Raw genomic sequence first — 24,445 nt, 5'->3', positions numbered from 1 at the left:
GTGGGTGTGGGGCCGGGGCGGCCGTGGGGCGTCGGGCCGCGTCCCTGCGGTCGCGTGGGCGTGGGGACGTGGCACGGCGGGCCATGCCTCTGCGGGCACGTACGAGCCAGCCTGGGTCCGCCTGCGCCGGGAGGCACACGCGCCCCGGCCGCCTCCGGCGGTCCTGGGGCAGGGCCGGGCGGCTCAGGTGCGGCTCGCCGGGCTGAGGGGGACGGGTGGGGCGGCGTCGACCGAGCGGGCCGCGCGCTCCAGCGCGCTGGCGAGGAGCGCCAGATCCGTCGGGCCGTTGCCCAACTCACGCACCGGCCGGCGGGTCGGCGGATCGCCCATCCGCTCCCACTCCAGCGCCACCACGGTGGGCCGCAGCGTCGCCGTACGGGGGATCCGGCCGGTCACGCGGCCGCCCTGGAAGGGGGTCACCCGGCCATCCGGATGCCCGAGCCGTCCCCGCCCCGGGGACGGCTCGTCGGGCCCTCCCGTACCGGGGGCGTCGAGGACCACCCGCAGCCGGGCGCCGTGGGCCAGCTCCGTGTCCGCGGTCCGCTCCGGGCGTCCCGAGGCCGCGATCAGATGCACCCCGAGCCGGGCGCCGCCGCGGGCGACGGCCTCCAGGGCGCGTACGACCGACCCGGCGGAGGGCCGACCGGTGGACCCGAGCGCGGGCGCGACGAGCGCGTCGTAGTCGTCGACGAGCACGACGAGCCGGGGCAGCGCCGCCTCGCCCGCTGCCGGGCCGGGCGTACCGGCGGGGGCCACGGCATCGGTCCGTACGGCGATGCGACCGCCCCTGGGGTCCGCCCCGGCGTGCTCGGCGGCGCCGTGGCCGGCCGGACCGGCCGAACGGCCAGGCTCGGGCGCACCGGCCCGTGCGTCCCGTGGGTCCCGGGCTTCTCGGGTGGCCATGGCGCCCGGCGACGGCACGCCGTCGGTGACCGACGGGCGGGCGTCCGGGCGGGGTGTGCGCTCGGCCGCGCTCGGCGCCCGCTGGCTCACCAGCCGTGCGGCGACCTCCTGGCGGGTGTGCCAGGCGGCGAAGTCCTCGGAGCCGAGGATCTCGGCCCGGCGCTTCAGCTCGGCGCCGAGGGCCTGGGCGAAGTCGCGCATCCGGACCGGGTCGCTGGCGACGAGATGCTCGGTGACATGGGGGAGGTCGGTGCAGGGGGCGAGGCCGTCGCCCCTTTCGCCGCCCGCGCCGTCCACCAGGAGCAGGGCCAGACGGTCCGGCCGGCCGCCCGCGGCCAGGGAGGCGGCGATCGAGCGGAGCAGTTCCGTACGGCCGCTGCCCGCCGGTCCCTCGATCAGCAGATGCGGGCCCTCGGCGGTCAGGTCCACGGCCACCGGGCCGTGCGGCCCCGCGCCGAGGACGAGCGTCCCCTCCGGCGCCGACGCCCAGCGGGCCATCAGCGACGCGGGCGTGGCCCGGGCCAGTCCCAACTCGTCCAGGAGCCGCGCGGACTGCGGCAGCGCCAGGGCGGCGGCCCCGCGGCCGCCGCCCGCCGCCCCCTCCGTACGGAGTGGGGCCAGCGCCCGGCCGAACCGGTCGGCCCACGCCACGGAGACCGCGTCCACCGTGGCGAGCGTGCCGTGCCCGGCGGCCTGCCCACCGGCCGTGCGCAGCAGCCGCAGCGCCGTCGCCACGTCGCCGCTCAGCAGCCCGACCGCGCCGCACTCGCGGAAGGCCAAGGACTGCGCGCAGGCGGTCTCGTACGTGGCGGCGACTGGCGAGAGCGGTGAGGCGGCCGGGGCGTCGGCCAGGCAGATCAGGTGGATCCCCGCGGCCGCCCCGGCCCCGGCGAGCCTCGCGGTCGTCTCCCGCAGCGCCGCCGAACCGGGGTCGCCGTCCACGACCACCACGGTGTACGGCCCCTCGAAGCCCGCCGCGGCCTCGGCGACCGCCTTGCGGTCGGCGCTGGCCCAGCCGGGGCCGAGCGGGCTGTCGTCGAGGCGGCGGGTCAGCTCGGCCGTGCGGGCCGCGGCCTGGTCGCGGTCGTACGCGAGGAGGAGGCGGCAGTCCTGGCCGTGGGCGGGCCGCAGGTGGGGGAGCCAGCCGAGCCAGCCCCAGGCGCGGCGGCGCTCCTCGACCGGGCGCGTCCGGTCGGCGCTGATCAGTACGATCTCCAGGTCGGCCGGGGAGTGCAGCGCGGCGAGCTGGGCCACGACCGACCGGGCGAGCCCAGGGAGCCGGTCCTTCGGCCCGGCGAGGCCGAGCGAACCGGCCTCCCGCAGCGCGACGGTCACCGGCACGCCCGCGAGATCGGCCCGGTCGGCGGTGCCGAGCCGGACGACGAGCGCCTCGGAGTGGCCGGGGCCGCGCTCCCAGAGACGCGGGCCGGGGCCGAGCGCGGTCAGCAGCACGGCGGCCGGGTCGGGCCAGGTCTCCGGCACGGGGGGCCGGTCCGGGGCGGAGGCGGCCGCTGTGGACCGGCCCCCGCCCGCGTCCGCCGCGGTGGCCAGATCGCCCCGGCCGCCGGTGAGCCGCCGCGCCCATGCTCCTATGCCCCGCTTACGGGCGACGCCCTCCGGCAGCCGGGTCCCGCGCGCGGGGGTGGTCTGGGGGCGCGGAGCGCGCGTACGGCTGTGCGCCTCGCGCTCACCGTCGGCGTCGTCGAACTCCCCGGCGCGCGTGTGTCCGCCGTCGGCCGTCTCCTCCTCGATCACGCCGTCGACGAGGTACGAGTCACTGCTGGGGCCTGCCGCGCGCGTGAGGCCGCCGGAGCCGTACGGTCCGCCGCCGCTCTGGGGGCCGCTCTGGGCGCCGTTCGTGGCCGTCCTGAGGTCGCTCCGACCTGCCGCCGGGCCGCCCAGCGGGCCGCCTGGGTCCCCCGCTGGGCCGGTCCCGCACGAGCTGGGCTCCCCGCCCCCTGCCGGGCAGATGCGCAGATGCCCCTCGCCGTCCGGGGTCGTGGGCACCGTTTCCGTGTCAGCCCCTCGTCCGGCCAGCCGCAGGGCGGACTCGCCGACCCGCAGCAGCGCGCCAGGTGCGAGCCGCACCGGGCGCGTGCCGACGTCCGTGCCGTCGACGGTGGTGCCGTTGGTGGATCCGAGGTCGGCGACGGTGACGCGGCCGTCGTCGGCGACCGTGATCGCGCAGTGGATACGGGAGACGTCCGGGTCGTCGAGGGGGACGTCGGCGTCGGCGGAGCGCCCGATCCGGATCTGGCCGCCGTGCAGCAGGTGCACCCCGCCCGCGTCCGGCCCGGCGACCACATGGAGCCGGGCGGGGGCGTCCGCGGCAGGAGCGTCGTCGCCGCCGGGGACCTGGAGGGAGAGGACCGCCCCGTCGACCAGCGGGGGCTCGCCGAGCGCGCAGCGCTGGGCGTCGAGCCGCTCCTGCCCGGCGTAGAGCACCACCGCGCCGGAGGCGTCGGGGCCGGAGACCACCGTGGCGAGCCCGGAGGCGACCGCGGCGAGGGCGGTGCCCGCGGGGGCGGTGACGAGCACGTCGCAGGCGCGTGCCGCGGAGGCACCGCTGTGCGGCGCGAGGACGGTCAGCCGGATCTGCATCGCCCAGCGGTCCCTTCTGCGCGGGGTGCCCGGCAGGGGAGCCGCCCTGGATTCCCCCCACCCGGCACGGACGCGTCGTCCGGTACAGGTCGGCACGGATCGCGGGGTTCCCACCCCTTTCGCGAGGCTCCCGACCCCACGATGCGACGTGCTGTGTGCATCCTCGCACCTGCCACCGACAACACGCCCGCGGGCCGCCCCTAAGTGATCTTGAATGGTCTGTTGGCGATCACCGGCCGATCGGCTGGGCGACCGAAAATGCCTGCTTGCGTACGCCTTCCGATCAAGTGCGGCAACCATCCCAGGCGCCCACGCGTCTTGTTTCGGACAAAAGAAGGTCCCGTTCCGGACCGCCGGAGGACCGACCTGTGACCCGTTCGGCGGCACTAAAGTAGGTCGGACACCCAGGCGGGTCACAGATCAGGAAGACGTCAGGAAGACGGAAAACCGATCCACCGGGACCGGCCCACCAGGACCGGATCCGCGAGGACTCGCAAGGACCACGATCAGCAGGGAGCGCGTGACGTGCGGCCAGTCGGCAGCAAGTACCTGCTCGAGGAGCCGCTCGGACGCGGCGCCACGGGCACCGTCTGGCGAGCCCGCCAGAGGGAGACGGCGGGCGCCGAGGCCGCCGTGCCGGGTCAGCCCGGTGAGACCGTGGCGATCAAGGTCCTCAAGGAGGAGCTCGCCAACGACGCGGACATCGTGATGCGCTTCCTGCGGGAGCGCTCGGTCCTCCTGCGGCTGACGCACCCCAACATCGTGCGCACCCGCGACCTGGTCGTCGAAGGCGATGTCCTCGCCCTCGTCATGGACCTGGTCGAAGGCCCGGACCTGCACCGCTACATCCGCGAGAACGGGCCGCTCACCCCGGTCGCCGCCGCGCTGCTCACGGCCCAGATCGCCGACGCGCTCGCCGCCAGCCACGCCGACGGCGTCGTCCACCGCGACCTCAAGCCGGCCAACGTCCTGCTCGCCGAGCGCGACGGCCAGATGCACCCGATGCTCACCGACTTCGGCATCGCGCGCCTCGCCGACTCCCCGGGCCTGACCCGCACCCACGAATTCGTCGGCACGCCCGCGTACGTAGCCCCGGAGTCCGCCGAAGGCCGCCCGCAGACCTCCGCCGTGGACATCTACGGCGCCGGCATCCTGCTCTACGAGCTGGTCACCGGCCGTCCCCCGTTCGCGGGCGGTACGGCCCTCGAGGTCCTGCACCGCCACCTCAGCGAGGAGCCCCGGCGCCCCTCCACCGTCCCGGGACCCCTGTGGACGGTCATCGAGCGCTGCCTGAGCAAGGACCCGGACCGCCGGCCCAGCGCCGAGAACCTCGCCCGCGGGCTGCGCACGGTCGCGGCCGGCATCGGCGTCCACGCCACGCCCGCGCAGATCGAGGCCGCCGAGGGCGTCGGTGCCCTGCTCGCCCCCGACCCGGCCCCCGCGCCGGTCCCGCAGACCCCGGGCGCGGCCGACCCGACCCAGGTGCTCCAGAGCGGCGCCTCGCAGTACGACCCGGCGGCCGCCACCAGCGTCATGCCCACCAGCGCGCCGGGCGCCGCCGACGCGACCGCGGTCATGCCTCCCGTACCGCCGCACCCGGACGGCCCGCCGCGGTCCCCCGGGCAGCCGGAGGAGCCGCACCCCTGGCAGAGCCAGCTGCGCGCGGCCCGCGACCGCAACGAGCAGACCCAGGTCCAGTACCTGGACCCGAACGACGACCCGCTGCGCCGCCGCCCCCAGCGTCGGCCGCAGCAGCCCCCGCAGCCGCCGCAGTACCAGCAGCAGCCTCAGCCGCCACAGCGGCAGCCGCAGCGGCCGCCCCAGCACCAGCATCAGTACGCGCCCCCGCCGCAGCAGTACCAGCAGCCCCAGCAGTACGCCCCGCCGCCGCCCCCGCAGCAGCAGCAGTACGCGCCGCCGCAGCAGCCGCCGGCCCAGCGCCCGCCCCGCGAGCCGCGGCCGCCCCGCCAGCGCAGCGCCAACCCGATGCGCATCCCGGGCCTCGGCTGCCTCAAGGGCTGCCTGTTCACGATCATCCTGTTCGTCGTGGCCGGCTGGCTGATCTGGGAGCTCACCCCGCTCCAGGACTGGATCGCCCAGGGCAAGAGCTACTGGGAGGCCATCGGCGACGGCATCTCGACCGTGACCGGCTGGATCTCCGAGCTGGGCGGCTCCGACACAGGCACCACCGGTGGGACGGGCGGTACAGGCGGTACGGGGCAGTAACCCTGTCGATTTGTCGACTTCCGAGGGTGATTTCCCCTCGGAAGTCGAGACCAGCGCCTGATGCCGCGTAACTTTGTCGCGAACGCCAGCCGCTGAGGGAGCAGTCTTGGCACGGAAAATCGGCAGCCGGTACACCGCCCACCAGATCCTGGGCCGCGGCAGCGCGGGCACGGTGTGGCTCGGGGAGGGCCCCGAGGGCCCCGTAGCGATCAAGCTGCTGCGCGAGGACCTCGCCTCCGACCAGGAGCTCGTCGGTCGGTTCGTCCAGGAGCGCACCGCGCTGCTCGGGCTCGACCACGCGCGCGTGGTGTCCGTCCGCGACCTCGTCGTCGACGGCAACGACCTCGCGCTCGTGATGGACCTCGTCCGCGGCACCGACCTGCGCACCCGCCTCGACCGCGAGCGCCGCCTCGCCCCCGAGGCCGCCGTCGCCATCATCGCCGACGTCGCCGACGGCCTGGCCGCCGCGCACGCCGCCGGAGTCGTGCACCGGGACGTGAAGCCGGAGAATATCCTGCTCGACATGGAGGGCCCGCTCGGCCCCGGCGGCTCCCACCCCGCCCTCCTGACCGACTTCGGCGTCGCCAAGCTCATCGACACCCCCCGCCGCACCAAGGCGACCCGGATCATCGGCACCCCCGACTACCTCGCCCCCGAGATCGTCGAGGGCCTGCCGCCCCGCGCCGCCGTCGACATCTATGCCCTCGCCACCGTCCTGTACGAATTGCTCGCCGGCTTCACCCCCTTCGGGGGTGGCCACCCCGGCGCCGTGCTGCGCCGCCACGTCACCGAGACGGTCGTCCCGCTGCCGGGCATCCCCGAAGAGCTGTGGCAGCTGATCGTCCAGTGCCTCGCCAAGGCCCCCGCCTCCCGCCTGCGCGCCTCAGAGCTGGCCAGCCGCCTGCGGGACGTCCTGCCCCTCCTGGCCGGCATCCCGCCCCTGGACGTCGACGAGCCCGACGCGGAGCCCACCGAGGCGTACGAGGAGCCGGAGTACCCCACCCTCCCCAGCGAGCCCCGCCGCCGCGGCGCCGTCCCCCTGGTCCCCGGCTCGGCCCCCGACTCCAACCGCGACACCCACACCTCGATGCGTGTCCCGGCCCCCGAGGAACTCTCCGGCGGCCCCCGCGGCACTGCCCGCGTCCCCCGCCCCACGGGCGGCGCCCGCCCCGGCGCGGCCCGCCACAAGGCGGAAACGGTTCGCAAACGCCGCCTCACCCTCGCCCTCGCGGGCACGGCCCTGGTGGCGGCGGTCGGCGTCGGCGGCTGGCTGGCGACGTCGGGGGACGACGCGGGGGCGACGCCGCAGGACTCCAACACGACGGCGCCTGAGGCGCCCTGAGACGAGCGCCGCTCTCGCAGCACTGACGACCCATCCACCACAGCCATCGTCCGCTGACGCCACCGTCACTGTTGCCGCTGAGGTTGAAGGGTGGGGTGACAGCCGGCGTTGGCGGTGCTACATCCTCGTCATGAGGTACGCGGATGGCGGCGGTCTGACCGCCGCGGGGCGGGCGAAGCGTGAAGTGGTGCGCTTCGAGGCCGCGGAGATGTTCGGGCAGGGGCTGCGGCCGCCGGAGGTGGCCCGCAGGTTACGGGTGTCGCGGAAGTCGGCGTACGCCTGGCGGGACGGCGGCAAGTCGGCCCTGTCTTCCAAGGGGCCTGGCGGCTTTCCGTGTCAGCTCAGCGATGACCAGGCAAAACGGCTGCAAGCCGAGCTGGATGCCGGCCCGGCAGCGCACGGCTGGACGGAGGACCAGCGGTGGACCTTGGCGAGGGTCGCGGAGCTGATCCATCGGCGGTTCGGCTACCGATACACCCCGCGCGGGGTGTCGTATCTGCTGCACCGGCTCGGCTGGTCACCCCAGGTCCCCGCGCACCGGGCGGTCGAGCGCGACGAGCAGGCCGTAGAGTCGTGGCGGTCGGAGCAGTGGTCCCGGGTAAGAGGACGGCCCAGCTCCTGGGCGCGTGGATCGTCTTCGAGGACGAAGCCGGGCAGGACCTGAAACCCAAGAAGGGGCGGACCTGGTCACGGCGCGGGCGGACGCCGCTGGTCAGAGTCACGGGCAAGGGGTCCGGCCGGGTCCTGATGGCCGGGATGATCTGCGTCAGACCGGGCCGCGAGACCAGGCTGATCTACCGGACCCAGACATACCGGGGCCGAACCGGCGAGAAGAAGGGCTTTCAAGCCCGCGAGTTCGCGGACCTGCTCACCTCCGCCCGCCGGCAGCTCGGTGATGCCCCGCTGATCGTGGTGTGGGACAACGCCAGCACCCACCACGCCAAAGCCCTGAGGGAGTTCTGCGACCGCAACAGCGACTGGCTCACCATCGTCAAGCTCCCGCCCTACGCACCCGACCTCAACCCCGTCGAAGGCGTCTGGGCACACCCGAAGAAGTCCCTGGCCAACCTCGCACCCCGCACCATCGACGACCTCACCCCGCTCGTGAAGAACCGCCTACGCGCCATCCAACGCCGACCGCAGATCCTCAACGGCCTCATAGCCGAGACCGGACTCGGGCTGGAGCCCCCGTAGCCCCGTCACCCTGCCCTTTCAACCTCAGCGTCAAACGCCCGAGAGGCCTCACCGAATATCCATTCGGGGAGGCCTCTCGAAATGTCCACAGCATGTTACGGGCGGAGGCTGACTTACCGAGTCACCTGAAGGCGCTCCTCCAGTGTTTCCAGTGAAATCTCACCTTGCACCCATGCGGTGACGTATTGCAGGTCATGAACTGAAAGACCGAAGGCCGATCGAAGCACTTGGGCCAGCCGGAACGGCGCCAACCTCAAGTTCGGATGCTTGTCAATTAGGAGATCAGCGATCTCTGTGATGCTGCACCCAATTCCGTGGTACTCGACGGCCAAGCGCGCCAATCGTTCAATTTCCTCGTCCATCAGTTCCCTCATCTTCGGAATGTGGCAAGGACTTGCTGGAAGTCCCCCGTCGAGCCTCGGAACTGCTTCATCGATCCTCGCACGAGTGAAGCCGTATCTGGCTGCCTGCCTTCCAGTCCAGGTTCCCTTGGCTGCCGACACAAGGCTTGCACCACCACGGACAGCTTCATTGAAGCCTCCAAGGTTATCTCCGTAGACCCAGATCCTTTGGACACCCTGAACTCGGTCCCCGAAGTGGCCCATAACTTCGTCGAACATCGCCTTACCCCGCAGCGGCGAACCCCTGTTGGGATTGTTGTGCATCATCATGGTTAGAATGCCGTCACTATCGAGGTCGGCAATCACGCCACTTCCACTCGCATCATGCGAGATAGAGTAAGTGCTTTCGTTACCGCCACGCGTAACTCCGCAGTTATGTACGAGGACCGGCATAGCCCCCGCCAGCACATAGTACGTGTGCTCGCGGGGTCGCCGTCAGCTGCAAATTCGCTGGTCAGACTCCGGTTTGACAGCCGTTCCACGTCCGTGCGTGTGCACTGAAGTCCGCCGGTGTTGCCGTCACTACTGCCGTCAGCGGTCTACACCGCCTGGGGAATTCCAGGAATTCCGAATGCGTGTCAAGCGGCTTCGTCGTGCGGGGTGAGGCTGATGGTCAGGTCGGCGCCGAGAGCCTGAGCCAGGCGGCGCAGGAGAGGAAGCGTGGGCACAGTCCCGCCGCCTTCGAAGCGGGAGATCTGCGGCTGCTTCATCCCGCACCGCTCGGCCAGCTCGGCCTGGGACAGCCCGAGCTCGATGCGCCGGTCGTGGACGAGTTGCCCGAGCTCACGGGCGAGCGCGGAAGGCGGGTCCTGCATGGTTCCTCCCCGCCTCAGGCCGCTGGGGCGACGATGGTGACGGTAGGCTCGTCTCCGCCGGCGAGGTGTACGTCCACCGTGAAGTCCAGTGCGCGGGCCAGGCGCATGATGACCGCGATGGGCGGCAGCTCGGTGGCCATCTCGATGGCCTCGATGTCATCGACGTCGACGTGCATGCGCTCGGCGAGGTCGGCCTCGCTCAGGCCCAGCTGCTTACGCCGGTCGTAGACGGCCTTGCCCAACGTCATGGCGAGGCCGGCCTCTTCGTAGACGCGGTCGTACTCGGGGTCGGCGTCCAGGTATTCGCCCAGCAGCTGGCGGTGGCGACGGGTCCTCCATTCGCTGTGGTTCATCGGTTCTCCTTGAGGTTGCGGCTGTAGAGGTCGTGCTCGGGCTCAACCAGCTCCACACCACCTGCCAGTGCTGCACGCGCCGCATCGATGCCCGGCGTGATGAGCCCCGTTGCTGCGCCACCGGATCATGCTGCTCCAAGCGGCTCTCTCCGCTGACCCTGACCTACATCCACTCCGTGCTCAAGTCCGCCCTGGAGCACGCCGTCCGCGAGGAGGAGATCCCGCGCAACGTCGCCCGTAACGTCCGCACCGGCACCCCACGGCCCCGACGCTTCGAACCCCTCACCGCCGACGAAGCCCGCCAACTCCTCGCCGCGGCCCAGGGTCACCGGCTCCATGCCCCTGTTCGAACTCGCCCTTCACACCGGACTCCGCAAGGGCGAACTCCTCGGCCTGCGCTGGGAAGATCTCGACCTTGATCGGGGCACCGCTGCCGTCCGCCGCACATTGCAGCGCACCAGCACCGGCGGACTCACCACGTTGCCCACCAAGACTCGTGCCTCCGAACGCCGCATCGCCCTCCCCACCCGCTGCCGCCACTCGCTGAAGCACCACCACGAGCGGCAGCGGCGCGAACGGCACGTGGCAGGAACTGAGTGGCAGCACAACGGGTACGTGTTCACCACGCCACAGGGCAGGCCGATCGACCCGACCAACCTCACCCGCACCTTCACCACGCTCCTCCGCAAGGCGGGCCTCCGCCGCATCCGTTTCCACGACCTCAGGCATTCCACCGCGACCCTGCTCCTGGAACAGGGCATCGAACTCGTCGTGATCAAGGAACTCCTCGGCCACGCCCACATCGGAGTCACCGCCACCGTCTACGCCCACATCCGACTCCGCCTCCAGCGCGACGCCATCGACACACTCAGCACCGCGCTCGACGGTCCTGCTGGCTACGATCCGACCCGCGACGACGGCAACGACCCGCCACTGTGCGGAGCCCTCGTCCGCTGACGTTGCCGTCAACTACTGCCGTCACCCCATGCAGAAGCCCCGCCAGGACACACCTGACGGGGCTCCAAATTTGCTATCGCCACTTAAGACTGGTGAGCATCTTCACTCTTCGAGGCCGGACTGAAGCCGCTGCCAATCCTCCTGCTGATCGCGCCAGGCAGCGCTCGCATAGATCGCGGTCTTCGCCTCAGGCAAAGACAGGCCAAGCACACGAGAAGCTACGTAGATCGCTTCGATCGGCGACAGGCCAAGTTCCCGCAGTTCCCGGAATACCGGTTCCCGCTCCACTTGCCCTCGGCCCGTGATGCTCGATGCCAACCCGTCCAGTCGAGACCGGTCCACTCTCTAATCTCCTAGGATCTTTGCGACGTCCAAGGTCATCGACCCCGGGCGCTTGTAGATGCTGCCGTCCGGTTTGGGGATATGCCGCTCATAATTCAGCACGACAGTGCTAAACCCCTGGGTTCTCGCCTGCTCGGCGACGGAGCGCTTCATCTGGCGGACTGCATCTGGCCCGATCGGGGCGCGGCTCAGCCCTTGGGTCCCCGCCGGGAAGACCATCAGTCCGTCCAGATGCACGGTGTCTCCGGCCACCCTGACGGTCGCCATGGTCTCAACCGTCTGCCCTCCAACATTGAATGATCCGTCCCAGATGTCTCCATCGGTGAATGGAGAGCAGTTGCTGTTGTGAACGAGGACCGGCGTCTGCCCCGCCAGCACATAGTACGTATGCAGGTCCCTGACCGTCAGGTCGTACGTGACCGCCTTGCTCCGGTAGTTCCGGACCGTCAGAACCTGAACCGTCGTGCCGTCCGGCCTGCGCAGTTCCGTGCCCGGGCGCAGGTCCTTCGCGTCGACCCAGCGCTGCTGGGACTCGTCCCAGAAGGGGTGGTGCCACGTCGTCGTCAGCGCGGCGGGGGACTGGCCGCTGCCCGGGGACTTGAGGGTGAGCCGGGTGAACTCCTCGTCGTCCTTCGTGACGATGTGGCGCTCGACCGACTTACCAGCCGTGGCCTCTGTCTGCGGATCCGATGCCAGGACCTCGTCACCTGGTTTGAGTTCCGAGATCGGTTTCGTCGTTCCGTTCGCGAGCAACACCCGGGTCTCGCCCGTGAAGCTGTGTCTCACGCATGCGCTGCCCGCGGATTCCAGCGCGCTCGCCTGTGCCCGGGCCGCCTTCGCCGTTGCTTCGGCGGCTTCCGCCAGGGCCTCGGCCTCCTTGACCGCGGCGTCCGCCTTGCGGAGGGCCTGCCAGATCTTGAGGGCCTTGTAGCCGGCCTTGATGGCCTTGGCGAGTTTGCCCCAGGGCACCGCGTTCAGGGCTGTGTTGAAGCAGCCCATCACGTCACCCTTGGTGAAGCAGTTCACCGCGTCCGTGATGCCCAGGACGTCCGCGACGAGGTTGATGAGCTGGCGCTTGAGGCCCTGTTGCTTCTTCTTCGCGGCCGCGGCCACCGCGCTGGCGGTCTTCGCCGCCTGGGCGGCGGCGGTGGCGTCGGCCTTGGTCTTCTGGACCGTGTTGCCGATGTTGCCCCGGCCGTCCTTGCCTCCGCCCACCGGATTGCCGTCGGAGCACATGCCCCTGTGGCAGGTCGTGGTGTTGGTACCGCCCGGGTCGACCGGGCCGTCCTTGATGATGTCGCCGGAGCCGTCGCCCTTCGGCGTGCCGATGCCGCAGAGGTCGGCGAAGCACAGTCCACTCGGGTCGCTGTGCGTCGTCGGATTGTTGCCCGCGTACGCGTACGCGTTCCAGGTCTCGGGGGCGCCTGGCACGATCAGCGGGTCAGGGTTGAGGAAGCGGCCGATCGTGGGGTCGTACTGGCGGGCCCCGAGGTTCACCAGGCCGGTGGCCTTGTCCTCCTGGCCACCTACGTAGCCGCGGGCCCCTTGCCACCCGGCGCCCGTGGTACGGACCTCGCCGAACGGTTTGTACTGGCGCCGCGTGACCTGTTGACCCCCTGCGTCGATCTGGAGGGTGCCCGTGTTCTGCCGGTCGGAGACCAGGTAGTCGACCGTGACTCCCTGGGCGGTCGCCGACTGGACCGCGACGGTCTGCCCGCCCAGCGAGACGTACCGGGTGCCTTCCGCCTTCGCCTCACCGTCCTTGAGGGTCACCTCCTGATCGCCCGTGAATAGGACGGTGGCGCCGGCGTCCCGCCGGATCAGCAGGTTGCCCGCCGCGTCGTAGACGTACTTGGTCGAACTGGCGGTGCCCGTACGGGCCAACTCGGTCAGCTTGCCTCGCACGTCGTACGTGAACGTGTCGGTGCCGGCCCGGTTGGTACGGGTGCGGATGTTGCCCGACGCGTCGTACGTGTAGGAGGTCTCCGTGTTCGCCTCGGGACCACCGGGCCCGGTCTTCACCACCTGGCTCACGGCGTGCGCGGGCCCCTTGCCGGCCGCTGGGACCGAGTACGCCGACACGGTGTCCTTGGCCGCGTCCCCGCCGAGGTGGTGATCGGTCTGGCTCGCGCGGTCGCCGCTGGAGTCGTACGTCCAGGACTGCCAGTAGGCCGCCGGGCCGCCCACCATGGAGGCCGCTCCGGCCGCGGGCTTCTTCGCGCAGTCGTCCAGCGAGGTCCAGGCCGTCTGCAGACGCTGGGCCCAGTCGTAGGCGAAGCACTGGATGTCGGTCTTGCCGTCGCCGAGCTCGTCGCGGATCTTCGTGACGTTGCCGGCCGGCTGGTAGGTATAGGTGGTCCGGTCGGCGACCTTCGTACCCGACCCGGTGACGACGAGCGACGAGGCCAGACGGTGGGTCTGTTCGTCGTAGGTGAGCGTCTGCTGCGCGAAGTTGCCCGAGGTGCCGTACGTGAACTGTCCCGGCTCGTCGAACTGGGTCCACGCCAGCGTGGCCCGCAGCGATGTGCTGCCGACGCTCTTCTGGCGTCCGAGAGCGTCGTAGTCGTAGGTGAAGGTTTCCTGCGGGAGGTGACCGGCGGCGGTGTTGGTGTACGAGGAGAGCGTGCCGGTGAGGTTGTACCGGTTCTGCGTGAGGTAGGTGCCCTTGAGGTTGCCCTCGCTCTCGGGGATGACGAGCGCGGACGCGACCGGCCTGCCGTAGGAGTCGTACTGGAGGATCTTGCTCGTGTACTCGGCCGTGCCGTAGTGGCTGGTCGAGGAGGTCGGGAGTCCCTTCTTCAGCGAGTCGTACGTCCACGAGGCCAGCTTCTTGCCCTTGGTCACGTCCGTGACACCCGTGGTGTCGTAGAGCCCGGTCTTCCGGTCGAGCTCGTCATAGGTGTAGCCGACCGTCTGCTCGCGCGCGTCCGAGGTGGAGACCAGCCGGCCGGCCACGTCGTAGACGGAGGTGGTACGTCCCGAATCCGGGTCCTGCTGGGTGGTCTTGCGGCCCAGCAGGTCGTAGGTGCTGGTCCAGGCCGTGCCGTCGGCATCACGCTGGCCGGTCTGGCGGCCGGCGGCGTCGTACGTGTAGGTGACGGTGTCGGCGGCGCCCGACGCGCTCCTGCCGTGGTACCGCACCAGCTTGGTGGTGTTCGCCCGGGCGTCGGTGAACGTACTGGTGGGCGTGGCTCCGAGGGGAGGGACGACATCCGTCCGGTCGGACCCCGGATAGGAGGTCGTCGTGCGCCACGTCTCTGTGGCCCGGGTGTACGCGACGTTGGCGACCACCCGGCCCGCGCCGTCGTGGAAGGTGCCGGTCTGGGTGGGCACCTGGTTGTCGGGGGCGTAGACCAGGGTCGGGGACGGGCGGTCCTTGCTGTAGTACGGGCCCGCGGACTTCACCGCCCAGCCGTGGGAGTCGTAGGCCGTGTCGACGATGACGCTGCCGCCCTCGGCGGCCTCGGTCTGCGTCTCACGCTCCCGCAGCATGGCGTCGTACAGGGTGATCGACGTGCGGTAGGTGCCGTCGTCCTTGAGCGTCTCGGTGGTGACGGTGGAGGGAGCGGTCGGCGTCAGCTGGTAGCTGTACTTGATGTTGGGGCCGTTGCTTGTGGAGAAGCCCGGCTGCCAAACGGCGGTGAGCCGGCCAAGTGCGTCGTAGGAGTTGGTGGTGGTGTACCCGGCGGCGTCCGTCGTCTTCACCGGCAGGCCGCGCTCGGGATCCATGGTGGTGGTCGTCGCGAACCCGGCAGCCTGCCCGGTCACCTTGGGCAGGGTGACGGTCGTGCTGGGCGGCGCGCTCCCTGATGCGGGTGCGTACGTCGTGGTGGTGGTCCGGCCGAGGGCGTCCGTCTCACTGGTCTCGCGGCCGTAGCCGTCGTACTGGGTCTTGAGGACGGTCACGTAGTGGGGTGTGCCGTCCGCCGCCACGGAGTCGGCTTTCTGAACCATCGTCACGTCGCCGATGCCGGGGACGGCGAGATTGTCGGTGTGCCCGTCGAAGAAGGCCAGGTCGTCGCTTACGGCGTGCTTGGGGAAGGTCGGCTTCGTGTCGCAGGAGACGGCGACCGTCTGCATGCGCCGGGGTACGGGCAGCCAGGCACCGGAGGCGTTCTGGGCGTACCAGGTGCGGGAGCAGGTGTCGTCCGCCGCGGTCGAAAGATCACCCTTGTCGTCGACCTGGGTGGGGAGGCCGGTGGCGTCGTCGAAATCCGTCACCACCTCCGTCGTCCGCGGTTTCCCTGCCGCTGTCGTCGTGGTGTTGCGGGTGCGCTGGGTGTTCAGGGTGCGTGCCTGCAGTGGGTCGAGGCCGACCTTGGTACGGCTCTGTGAGGCGGTGACCGGGCCGATCCATGGCTCGCTGGTGGAGGAGGCCAGAACGGCTCCGCCGTCGCCGTTGAAGCTCTGCGTCTCGAAGATCTGCCCCGCGAGGGCGGGGGAGTCGGTCACCGTGACGTCGCCCACGGAGTTCGTGAGGGCGTCGCCCTTGCCGCGGAAGTATGTGGCGCGGGACAGCGTGATCCGCTGCGGCGCGGTGCCCGTACGCACTTCGACCCGGCCGTATCCGCGCCACTGGTTCCAGGTCCGGTACTTCGCCTGGGAGAGGGCGTCGTCGTTGAAGGCCCAGAACGCGTCGCCCAGGTAGGTGTACTTGGTCTGGACGGGCAGGCCGTTGCCGGTGGGGTCCTGTTCGGTGACCGTGTTGACGACGAACTTGTTGAACCAGTCCAGCTCGGGTGCCGTCCGGCCGGGCGGCGTCCAGAACGAGGGGAAGCAGCGCATTCCGTTCGTCTGCGGGCTGGTGGGCAGGACGACGGTGCCCTTGCGACGGCATTGGGCGGCCAGGTAGTTGACGGAGACGACCTTGCCCGACTCGGTGGTGATGCGCTGGATGCGTCGGCGCGTCAGCGGCTGGTAGCCGTCCAGCCCGTCCACCCGGTTGGCCATCGGCTGGCTGTCGAAGAGCACCGGCGGGAGGGAGGCGGTGCTGCCGCCGCTCTTGCCGGTGCGCACGATGGACGCCAGCCACAGGGACGGGGTGGTGGTGTCGCCGGTCGCGGGGAACGTATGCGTCAGCGTCCACTCGTCCACGTCGGCGTAGGCCTTGTCGACCAGCACTTCGGTGCGGATGCCGGTGAGACGCTTGGTCGACCAGAACGACGGGCCGTGGTTGGCGCAGCTGCCGGTGGCGCCGCAGTGCTGGTCGAGCGGTACGTCCGGCCAGTGCGCGTTGTTCGCCACGGTCCGCTTGGCCTCGGCGCAGTCGAAGGAGGCGTTGGGGAGGCAGCGTTCCTTGGTGTCGAAGAAGACGCGCCCGGCCGCCGGGGCCGCGGCGTCGTAGATCTTGCCCGCGCGCTGCCCGTACTGGATCTGGCTGAGGTACCCGGAACGTGTGTACGCGGTGGGCTTGGTGGCGTTGTTCACGCCGTAGTGGCCGACCTCCGGCGTGTACCAGAAGCTCATCGCGTTGCCGTGGGGGTCGACGACGTAGTCGAGGTTCCAGCGGTACGCCTGTCGGCAGGAGGAGGCGGCGAAGGTCGCCGCGTGGCAGGGCTCGCCCGTGTCGTTGCCGAACACCGGCGTCGTCCACACGGAGTTGGTGACGGGTTTGCCCGTGGCCCAGCCCGGAAGCTGGTGCCGGCCGAAGTGGTACTCGGTCCCGTCCGCCGTGACGACGACCCAGTACTCCTCGTCGTTGTCGTCGTTCGCGGTGTCCTTGCGGACGGTGACCTTCTCGCCGTTGTCGTTCTGGGGGTGCCACGTCTTGGACTTGTCGTCGAAGACGAGCGTGTTGGACGTGCCGTTCAGTGACAGCGTCAGCGTGTTCGCGGCGTCGGACCAGCACTGGTCCCCCGTCTTGGGGCTGCCGCCGGCGGTGTCGTCCGAGCACGGCAGGTAGCCGCGCTCCACGAAGCCCGGGGAGTAGTCCCAGCCGTCACCGATCCAGCCGGCCTGGCCGTTGGTCGACGACGTACGGCCGTCGACGCTCTGGGAGCTGTAGTCCAGGGAGACGTTGGGCTTGAGTCCTCCCGGCACGTCCGGCACACCGATCGGGTACGACCAGCTGAAGCCGCCGGTCGAGCCTCCTGCCGACCACTGACCGGACGGGGAGAGTGAAGTGGCGGCGTAGTTGCCGCCGCCTCCCGCGGTCGCGGCGGTGGCGGCGAGGACCAGGGGCCGGGTGGCATGGGCCGACGACAGCAGGACGTCGCCCGAGAGGCGGCCGGTCTTGGCGCTGTTGGTGGAGGGGAGGTAGGTCTGCTTTCGGCAGGCTTCCTTCGCCGGGGTGGTCAGGACGCAGGAAGGCAGCTGTACCAGCCGCAGACGGGAGGACCAGTCGCCGCCGTAGGCCTGGGCGAAGGAGCGGTAGTCCAGCTCGACACGTACGGCTCCGGACGCCGCGCCGTTCGCCGGGCGTACGGTCGCGATGACGCCCGGGACGCCGGCGCGCTGGGCGAGGCCGCGCTCGCGCATCTCGACCCGGACCTTGCCCGGGGACGGCTGTGCGGTGCGGGCTGTGGCCCGCTTAGAGGGCGTGGAGACCCAGAGAGGGAGCTCACCGGCCCGCGCCGAGGTGGAACCGGCCTTCGGCACGGTGACGTCCGCCGAGCCGCGGCCGGGCCACGCGGTCTTGGCCGTCGCCGGGTTCCAGGACGGCGTGCTGGGGCGCTGCAGGGGTCTGATGGGTACGGGCGTGACGGGTACGGGTTTCGCCCGCGGGGCGTCCACGGCGAAGTTCGGCCGGTCGGCCGTCCGGAACGCGGTGGCGACGGCCGGTTCGGCGTTCGTCACCACCATGAGAAGTGCGCAGGCGAACGCGGAGAATGATGTTCCCGCCCTCATTCGGCCACGTCGGCGAAAAATAGTTCTCGCGCCAGCTCGACCAGCCACGAAACCCCCCAGCTCCAATTAACGGCCAGCGGAACGTAGCAGGATTCGAATTGACCGACCTATGCGCAAGGAAAAGTAGGCGTAAAGAATCGGTAATGGGGTGGGGTGTTCTGCCCTCTTTTAGAGGTCTGCCTGGTGGTTTGAGTGAAGGCGCTCCGTGGTCGGTGACGTACGGAACGTCCCTTGCCACTTGATCGGAACAAGCGGCCATGGGTGGGGAAATCGGACGTCTTTACTTAATCTTTACTTGTTTGGTTCTCCATGAAATGACTATCGTCCGCGAGCCGCAATGAAATACGGACACGCCCGGGGGGACTGGTATGCGGGGTCGTCGATCGTCCGCACTCAAACGTCGTTTGGGCACGCTTCTGTGCTCGGCTCTGCTGGCCACCTGCGTCACTCCCGCCACGGCGGCCGGAGTCGGCCCGACCACGGGCGGCGAGCTGCCCCCACCCCTGACGGCGCCGGGCGAGCCCGCTCCCGTACCGCCGCAGGCGCCGGACACCATGCCCACCGGACGGATGAAGGACCGGCAGGAGACCGGCCTGACCGCAGCTCAGGAACGAGCTTTGGCCGCGGCTCGTGCGGAAGCCGACCGCACCGGAAAATCCGCACCCGTGGGCGCGCTCACCAGCACGACGGACACCGTCCGGGCGAACCCGGGCGGCACCGTCACCTGGACCACGAACGCGACACCCCAGCGCACCCGGCTGGACGGGAAATGGGTCGCCCTGGACAGCACCTTGCGCGCGAACCCGGACGGCACGTACAGCCCCAAGGCCTCCAGCAGCCCACTGGTCTTCTCCGGCGGCGGCGACGGACCTCTGGTTTCCATGGGGACCGGCCGGCAGAACCTCGCTCTCACCTGGCCCCGATCCCTGCCGACACCGAAGATCTCCGGATCGGACATCACCTATCCGCAGGTCTTCCCCGACGTCGACCTGGTGCTCACCGCCAACACTCGGGGCGGCTTCAACCAGGTGCTGGTCGTCCGGACTCCCGCCGCGGCAGCCGAGCCGGCCCTGGCCTCGGTCAGACTCGGAGTGCGCACCAGCGGAGTCCAGGTGATCCGCGACAAGGACGACAACATCCAGGCCAGGACCGCCGACGGGCGGGTCGCCTTCAGCGCGCCCCAGCCGCAGATGTGGGATTCCTCCGCCAGACCCGCCACCAAACCCGCAGCGGCGGCCGGTGCCAGGACAGTCGCCCCAGCCGCAGCCCCCTCCAGCGCACACGGCCCCGGTCCCGGCGCCCGTGTCGCCCGTGTCCGCCTGGATGTGAAGCCCGCGCAGCTCACGCTCGTACCCGACGCCAAGCTGCTGAAGGGCACCACGACTCGGTACCCCGTGTACATCGACCCGTCCTGGAACCCGCACCCCGCCACAGGCACGAGGCAGCACTTCGTCGGAGTCCAGGAAGGGTGCCCCGGCGCGAAGAACTACGACTCGACGAAATACGGCAACCCCGGTGTCGGCCTGAACTCGTGGACGGACTGCATCGGCCGCGAACAGGCGTACTACCAGGTCGGCATCCCCTCCTCGGTCTGGAAGGCCCACATCGTCTCCGCAGTAGCCAACGTCCAGCAGACGTCGTCCTCCAGCTGCAGCGCCTCGTCCTCGGTCTCCCTCTACGCGGCCAAGTCCTTCAACTCCAACACCTCGTGGAGCAACCGCCCCGGCCGGATCGCCAAGCTCGGATCCCGTACGTTCGGACCGGCCTGCGACAGCTACGTCTCCGGTGGCTACGCCGTGACCTCCGCCATCGCGGCGGCCGCGGCGGGCTCCGCGGCCGGCTGGACCTTCGCCCTGGTCAACGACAACGAGTCGAACGGCGCCCTCCTCAAGCGCTTCTCCCCGAGCGCGAGCGTGAGCATCACCTACAACCACGTGCCGCACACCCCGAGCAACCTCTCCGCGCTGGTGAACTCCGCCTCGTACGGCTGCGACACCGTGGCCCCGTACCCGGTGCTCGGCAAGACCGTCGCCACCACACCGCCCATGCTGTCCGCCGTCGTGGGCGACGCGGACCGGGACGTCCTCTCGGCCCGGTTCACCTACTGGGTGGACGGCTCCACGGCCCGCCCCGCCATCACGTCGCCGGACGTCGCCAGCGGCAAGCGGGTCCAGGTCCAGCTTCCGTCCTCCTTCGTCTCCGGACTGAAGGACGGCAGCACGGTGGCCTGGCAGGTCCAGGCCACCGACGGCAAGGACACGAAGGCCAACCCGGCCGTGTGCCGCTTCACCGTCGACCAGCGAGCCCCCGCCAAGCCGACGGTGACCTCGCAGGGCGAGCTCTTTCCCGAGAGGCAACCCGGCGCCGCGGCCGGAACCGAGGAAACGTTCGTCGCCCGGGTCGCACCCGGCTCGACCAACAACACGGCGGCGAAGTTCGTCTTCGGCCTGAACGTCAAGCCGCCGACGTCGAACCCGCCCCCGTCCCAGGTGGTGCAAGCCGTCGGCAACAGCGCCTCCTTCAAGGTCCGCCCGCCCGGCCCCGGCACGCACACACTGTGGGTGTACGCGCTCGACGTCGCCGGCAACGCCTCGGAGATGTACCCGTACGAGTTCATCGCCAAGGGACACGCCCCTCGTGTCTACGCCAGCCTCAACGACGCCTTCAACGCCACGGCCGTCACGTCCGACTCGAAGCCCACAGCCGCCGACTTCGACAGTTACGGCAACAGCTTCTCGCTGCAGGACCTCCAGGCCGCCGGATGGACACCGGGCGGAAAGGTCACCGTCAACGGAGCCACGTTCACCCTGCCGGCCTTCGGCTCCGGCGCCCCCGACCACGTCATGGCGGCCAACCAGACCATCAAGATGAACGGGGCCACCGGGCGCGCCCTGGTCTTCCTCGCCACAGCCACCCAGGCCTACACCGCACTCGACCGCGACCCGGCCGACGCGACGAGCCCGGTCGTCCCCGACGGCACCAAGGGCGCGGGAAGCGGATGCGTACTCACCAACGGGCTGCCCACCGACTGCGAGGCAGCCACAGGAGCGATCACCTACGAGGGCACGGCGGCCCCCTCGCCCTACCGCCTCTCCGTTCCGGACTGGTCGACCGGCCCCCAGGGCCTCGCCACCGTGACCCTGCCCCACCGCAACCGCGCGACCGGGGGCCAGGAGACCCGCCCGGTCAAGATCTTCACCTTCGCCGTCCCGCTGCGCCCCGGAGTGCCGGTGGAATCCGTCACGCTGCCCGACATCAGCGACAAGGTGACCCGAGGCATCCCCGGGCTGCACATCTTCGGGATGGCGGTACGGGACACGGCGAAGGCGGCCGGTGGGGGAGCGTGGAAGGGGGCGTGGGGGGCACCGATCGAGGCGAGCTTCAACTACAACAAGGACGGTGCCGACTTCCGTGATCAGACGTTCCGCGTTCTGCTCACCCCGAGCGCGAGCGGCAAGGGGGTCCGCATCCGGCTCTCCAACGCGCGCGGAGTCAAGCCGCTGGTGATCGGACATGCGACGGTCGGGGCCCATTCGGAGTCGGCCGGCATGGTGCGTCCTCCGTCGGACCTCACGTTCGGTGGCCTGCGTACCACGACCATCCCGGTCGGGGGCGAGATCTACTCGGACCCGTTGACAGCCGAGGTGGTGGCGAACAGGGGGCTCGTCGTCAGCTTCCATCTGGCCAATGCCGTGAGGTACCTCCCCCATCACAGCTGGATCGGAAACTCGACGGTCATGTGGGTGAGCCCGAGCGGCTCAGGGGATCACGCCGGCGACACCGGTGGCGAAGCGTTCAGCGGCGACGCCGTCATGTGGGGCCGCTTCGTCAACGTCCTCACCGGGGTCGACGTTCTCGCCGACGACGGCAAACCCGTGGTCGCCGTGGTCGGGGACGGCCTGGTGCATCCGAGCGGCACCGGTACACCCGTGCCCAGCTTCATGGCCAGGCTGCCGGAATGGCTCGCCGCACGCCTCCAGAACAACGCGCCGACGTACGGCGTGGGCGTTGTCGCCGCCGGGATCAAGGAGAACCTGCTCGCTCGGGATCAGGCCTCCCGCGGCGGACCAGCCGTACTGTCCCGCTTCGACAGAGACGTCCTGTCGGTCGCCGGGGTGAAAACGGTCGTCGTCTACACGGGCTTGAGCGACGTCGTGGACGGGACCGACGATCTGGAGATCGTCAACGCCTACGCCACAATGCGTGACCAGTTGAATGCGTGGGGCATCAAAACGGTCTTCACCACTCTCACCCCGTGCTACGGCTACGCACCGTGCACACCTGTCGTCGATGCGCGACGCCTGAGCGTCAATGCCTGGCTCTCGGAGCAGCAGGACTTCGCCACCCCGTACGTCGACCATGTGGATGTGGAGGCCGCAGTCGCTGTCACCGAGACCCCAAGCACTCTCGAGCCGCCTCCTCTGCGCCTCGGCGCGGGTGCGGCCCCGGCCGACTACGACATCGGTGATCACGTGAACCTCACATGGAACGGGCACCTGGCGGTGGGCAACGCGTTCGACCTGTCGACCCTCGACCCGGTCGCTCCACCCGGCACCTCCTGACCACGTATTCCACGCGCTCCGTACGCCCGCCGGGGGTGTACGGAGCATGCGTGGACCACCGGCGGGGCCCGTCGCGGCGACGAGCCGTTACGCTGGACGCGTGGCAGTCGTCGATGTATCCGAAGAGCTGAAGTCCCTCTCCTCGACCATGGGGTCGATCGAGGCCGTCCTGGACCTCGACAAGCTGAGGGCAGAGATCGCCGTGCTCGAGGAGCAGGCCGCGGCCCCGTCCCTGTGGGACGACCCGGAGGCGGCACAGAAGATCACGAGCAAGCTTTCCCACCTCCAGGCCGAGGTCCGCAAGACCGAGGCGCTCCGGAGCCGTATCGACGACCTCGAGGTGCTCTTCGAGCTCGCCGAGGCCGAGGACGACCCGGACACCCGGGCCGAGGCCGAGGCCGAGCTGGAGTCGGTGAAGAAGGCGCTCGACGAGATGGAGGTCCGCACCCTCCTCTCCGGCGAGTACGACGAGCGTGAGGCGCTGGTCAACATCCGCGCCGAGGCCGGTGGCGTCGACGCCGCCGACTTCGCGGAGCAGCTCCAGCGCATGTACCTGCGCTGGGCGGAGCGGCACAACTACGGCACCGAGGTCTACGAGACGTCGTACGCGGAAGAGGCCGGCATCAAGTCGACCACCTTCGTCGTCAAGGCGCCGTACGCCTACGGCACGCTCTCCGTCGAGCAGGGCACCCACCGCCTCGTCCGCATCTCCCCCTTCGACAACCAGGGCCGCCGCCAGACGTCGTTCGCCGGTGTCGAGATCCTCCCGGTCGTCGAGCAGTCCGACCACGTCGAGATCGACGAGTCCGACCTGCGCGTCGACGTGTACCGCGCCTCCGGCCCCGGCGGTCAGGGCGTCAACACGACCGACTCGGCGGTGCGCATCACGCACATCCCGACCGGCATCGTGGTCTCCTGCCAGAACGAGCGCTCCCAGATCCAGAACAAGGCGAGCGCCATGAACGTCCTCCAGGCCAAGCTCCTTGAGCGCCAGCGCCAGGAGGAGCGCGCCAAGATGGACGCTCTCAAGGGCGACGGCGGCAGCTCCTGGGGCAACCAGATGCGTTCGTACGTCCTCCACCCGTACCAGATGGTCAAGGACCTGCGGACGGAGTTCGAGGTCGGCAACCCGCAGTCGGTGCTCGACGGCGAGATCGACGGCTTCCTGGAGGCCGGTATCCGCTGGCGCAAGCAGCAGGAGAAGTAACAGCAGTACGAGCATTACGTGAACGTCCACGGCGCCGGATCCGCGAGCAGCGGGTGCGGCGCCGTTCGCGTTGGTCCGCGGAGGGGAATTCGCGGGCGCAAGGGGAAAGTTGGTTTGCGGCTCGCTTTGTCGACAAGGGAACTGGGGTGGGGGAAGCCGAAGTTCCGCGTTTACGTCACAGTTGCATCCGCGCAGGCCGGGCAAGTGCGGTCAATACAGGCATCGCACGCGCAACGACCTTGACGGGTCTTCGGAAACTCGCAAGGGTGACGGATGGCATGCGCATTTCTGGGGCGTGTGTGGAACGGGGGCCAGAACGAGACTCCCGATGCCTGTGGCCCCGAGCGCTGCTCCAACAACGAGATTGAGCTACTGGGGGTAGCGAGCAGATGACCAAAAAGACGCGGGTCCGCGTTGCGCGGATAGCCGCCGGCGCGGTGATCGCCGCCGGCGCGTCCCTGACCGCGGCGGGCGCCGCTTCGGCCGTCGGCATCGAGGTCGCGGGCCTCAGCGCCGAGGTCGAGGCCAACAGCGAAGGCCTTGAGGTCGGCCTGGGTATCAACGACACCCAGGGCGGCACCACCTCTGGCAACGACATCGCTGGCCAGGTCTCCGGTGGCACCACCGAGGGTGGCACCACGGAGGGCAACACCACCGAGGGTGGCACCACGGAGGGCAACACCACCGAGGGTGGCA

10 protein-coding genes and 3 pseudogenes are annotated in these 24,445 nt (G+C 70.4%); 7 read left to right on the top strand and 6 right to left on the bottom strand.

All coding sequences use genetic code 11. The annotated features are described in order from the left end of the window. Window positions 1-183: 183 nt before the first annotated feature. Window positions 184-3,504: an FHA domain-containing protein gene (locus IEZ01_RS30895; protein ID WP_189204994.1), complete on the bottom strand. Its 3,321-nt coding sequence runs from the start codon at window positions 3,502-3,504 to the stop codon at window positions 184-186. 525 nt (window positions 3,505-4,029) lie between these two features. Here IEZ01_RS30895 and IEZ01_RS30890 point away from each other — a divergent pair. The 3 genes from IEZ01_RS30890 (at window position 4,030) to IEZ01_RS36225 (ending at window position 8,266) form a co-directional block, all read left to right on the top strand. Then, entirely contained in the window at window positions 4,030-5,730 is a 1,701-nt protein-coding gene (locus IEZ01_RS30890; RefSeq protein WP_019886791.1) for a serine/threonine-protein kinase, read from the top strand. A 106-nt stretch (window positions 5,731-5,836) separates the two neighbouring features. Beyond that, entirely contained in the window at window positions 5,837-7,072 is a 1,236-nt protein-coding gene (locus tag IEZ01_RS30885; protein WP_189204992.1) for a serine/threonine-protein kinase, read from the top strand. Window positions 7,073-7,202: 130 nt separating this feature from the next. Further along, window positions 7,203-8,266, top strand: a protein-coding gene (locus tag IEZ01_RS36225; protein ID WP_444545498.1) for an IS630 family transposase whose coding sequence is annotated in 2 segments (ribosomal slippage) — window positions 7,203-7,671 and window positions 7,671-8,266 — 1,065 coding nt in all. Because the reading frame shifts where the segments join, the coding sequence is not laid out codon by codon here. A gap of 113 nt (window positions 8,267-8,379) precedes the next feature. Here the strand turns inward: IEZ01_RS36225 and IEZ01_RS30870 are convergent. The 3 genes and pseudogenes from IEZ01_RS30870 to IEZ01_RS30860 all read right to left on the bottom strand — a co-directional run bounded on the left by IEZ01_RS30870 (window position 8,380) and on the right by IEZ01_RS30860 (window position 9,835). Next, the gene (locus IEZ01_RS30870) at window positions 8,380-8,973 is read right to left on the bottom strand and encodes a hypothetical protein (RefSeq protein ID WP_189204988.1); all 594 of its coding nucleotides are present in this window, start codon (window positions 8,971-8,973) and stop codon (window positions 8,380-8,382) included. A gap of 272 nt (window positions 8,974-9,245) precedes the next feature. Continuing rightward, a pseudogene (locus IEZ01_RS30865) lies at window positions 9,246-9,461 on the bottom strand (helix-turn-helix domain-containing protein); the annotation flags it as partial. Window positions 9,462-9,496: 35 nt separating this feature from the next. Continuing rightward, on the bottom strand, window positions 9,497-9,835 hold the full coding sequence (locus IEZ01_RS30860) for a helix-turn-helix domain-containing protein (protein WP_189204984.1): 339 nt from the start codon (window positions 9,833-9,835) through the stop codon (window positions 9,497-9,499). Between the two features lie 35 nt (window positions 9,836-9,870). Here IEZ01_RS30860 and IEZ01_RS30855 point away from each other — a divergent pair. Beyond that, window positions 9,871-10,792 (top strand): annotated as a pseudogene (locus IEZ01_RS30855) (tyrosine-type recombinase/integrase); the annotation flags it as partial. 102 nt (window positions 10,793-10,894) lie between these two features. Here the strand turns inward: IEZ01_RS30855 and IEZ01_RS30850 are convergent. Both IEZ01_RS30850 and IEZ01_RS30845 read right to left on the bottom strand, forming a co-directional pair. Continuing rightward, a complete protein-coding gene (locus tag IEZ01_RS30850) occupies window positions 10,895-11,110 on the bottom strand; it encodes a P-loop NTPase family protein (RefSeq protein ID WP_158685673.1) in 216 nt (71 codons plus the stop codon). A gap of 27 nt (window positions 11,111-11,137) precedes the next feature. Further along, a complete protein-coding gene (locus IEZ01_RS30845) occupies window positions 11,138-17,935 on the bottom strand; it encodes an RHS repeat-associated core domain-containing protein (protein ID WP_189204982.1) in 6,798 nt (2,265 codons plus the stop codon). A 449-nt stretch (window positions 17,936-18,384) separates the two neighbouring features. On the opposite strand from IEZ01_RS30845, the gene IEZ01_RS30840 reads away from it, so the two are divergent. From IEZ01_RS30840 to IEZ01_RS30830, 3 genes and pseudogenes are all read left to right on the top strand, one after another. Beyond that, window positions 18,385-22,542: a beta-sandwich domain-containing protein gene (locus tag IEZ01_RS30840; protein ID WP_229833299.1), complete on the top strand. Its 4,158-nt coding sequence runs from the start codon at window positions 18,385-18,387 to the stop codon at window positions 22,540-22,542. 100 nt (window positions 22,543-22,642) lie between these two features. Beyond that, window positions 22,643-23,749: a peptide chain release factor 2 gene (gene prfB, locus IEZ01_RS30835; RefSeq protein WP_189204980.1), complete on the top strand. Its 1,107-nt coding sequence runs from the start codon at window positions 22,643-22,645 to the stop codon at window positions 23,747-23,749. Between the two features lie 389 nt (window positions 23,750-24,138). Continuing rightward, window positions 24,139-24,445: pseudogene (locus IEZ01_RS30830) on the top strand (hypothetical protein); the annotation flags it as partial.

The sequence above is a fragment of the Streptomyces purpureus genome (assembly GCF_014648195.1).
In the GTDB taxonomy this organism is placed as follows: domain Bacteria; phylum Actinomycetota; class Actinomycetes; order Streptomycetales; family Streptomycetaceae; genus Streptomyces; species Streptomyces purpureus.
The sequence above is the reverse complement of the archived record's forward strand: the minus strand, read 5'-3'. Positions and strand labels throughout refer to the sequence as shown.

What these genes read in the sequence shown, in the direction of transcription:
- IEZ01_RS30845 (WP_189204982.1), bottom strand. Translation starts at nt 17,935, where the DNA reads ATGGTGGTGACGAACGCCGAACCGGCCGTCGCCACCGCGTTCCGGACG.
- IEZ01_RS30860 (WP_189204984.1), bottom strand. Translation starts at nt 9,835, where the DNA reads ATGAACCACAGCGAATGGAGGACCCGTCGCCACCGCCAGCTGCTGGGC.
- IEZ01_RS30895 (WP_189204994.1), bottom strand. Translation starts at nt 3,504, where the DNA reads ATGCAGATCCGGCTGACCGTCCTCGCGCCGCACAGCGGTGCCTCCGCG.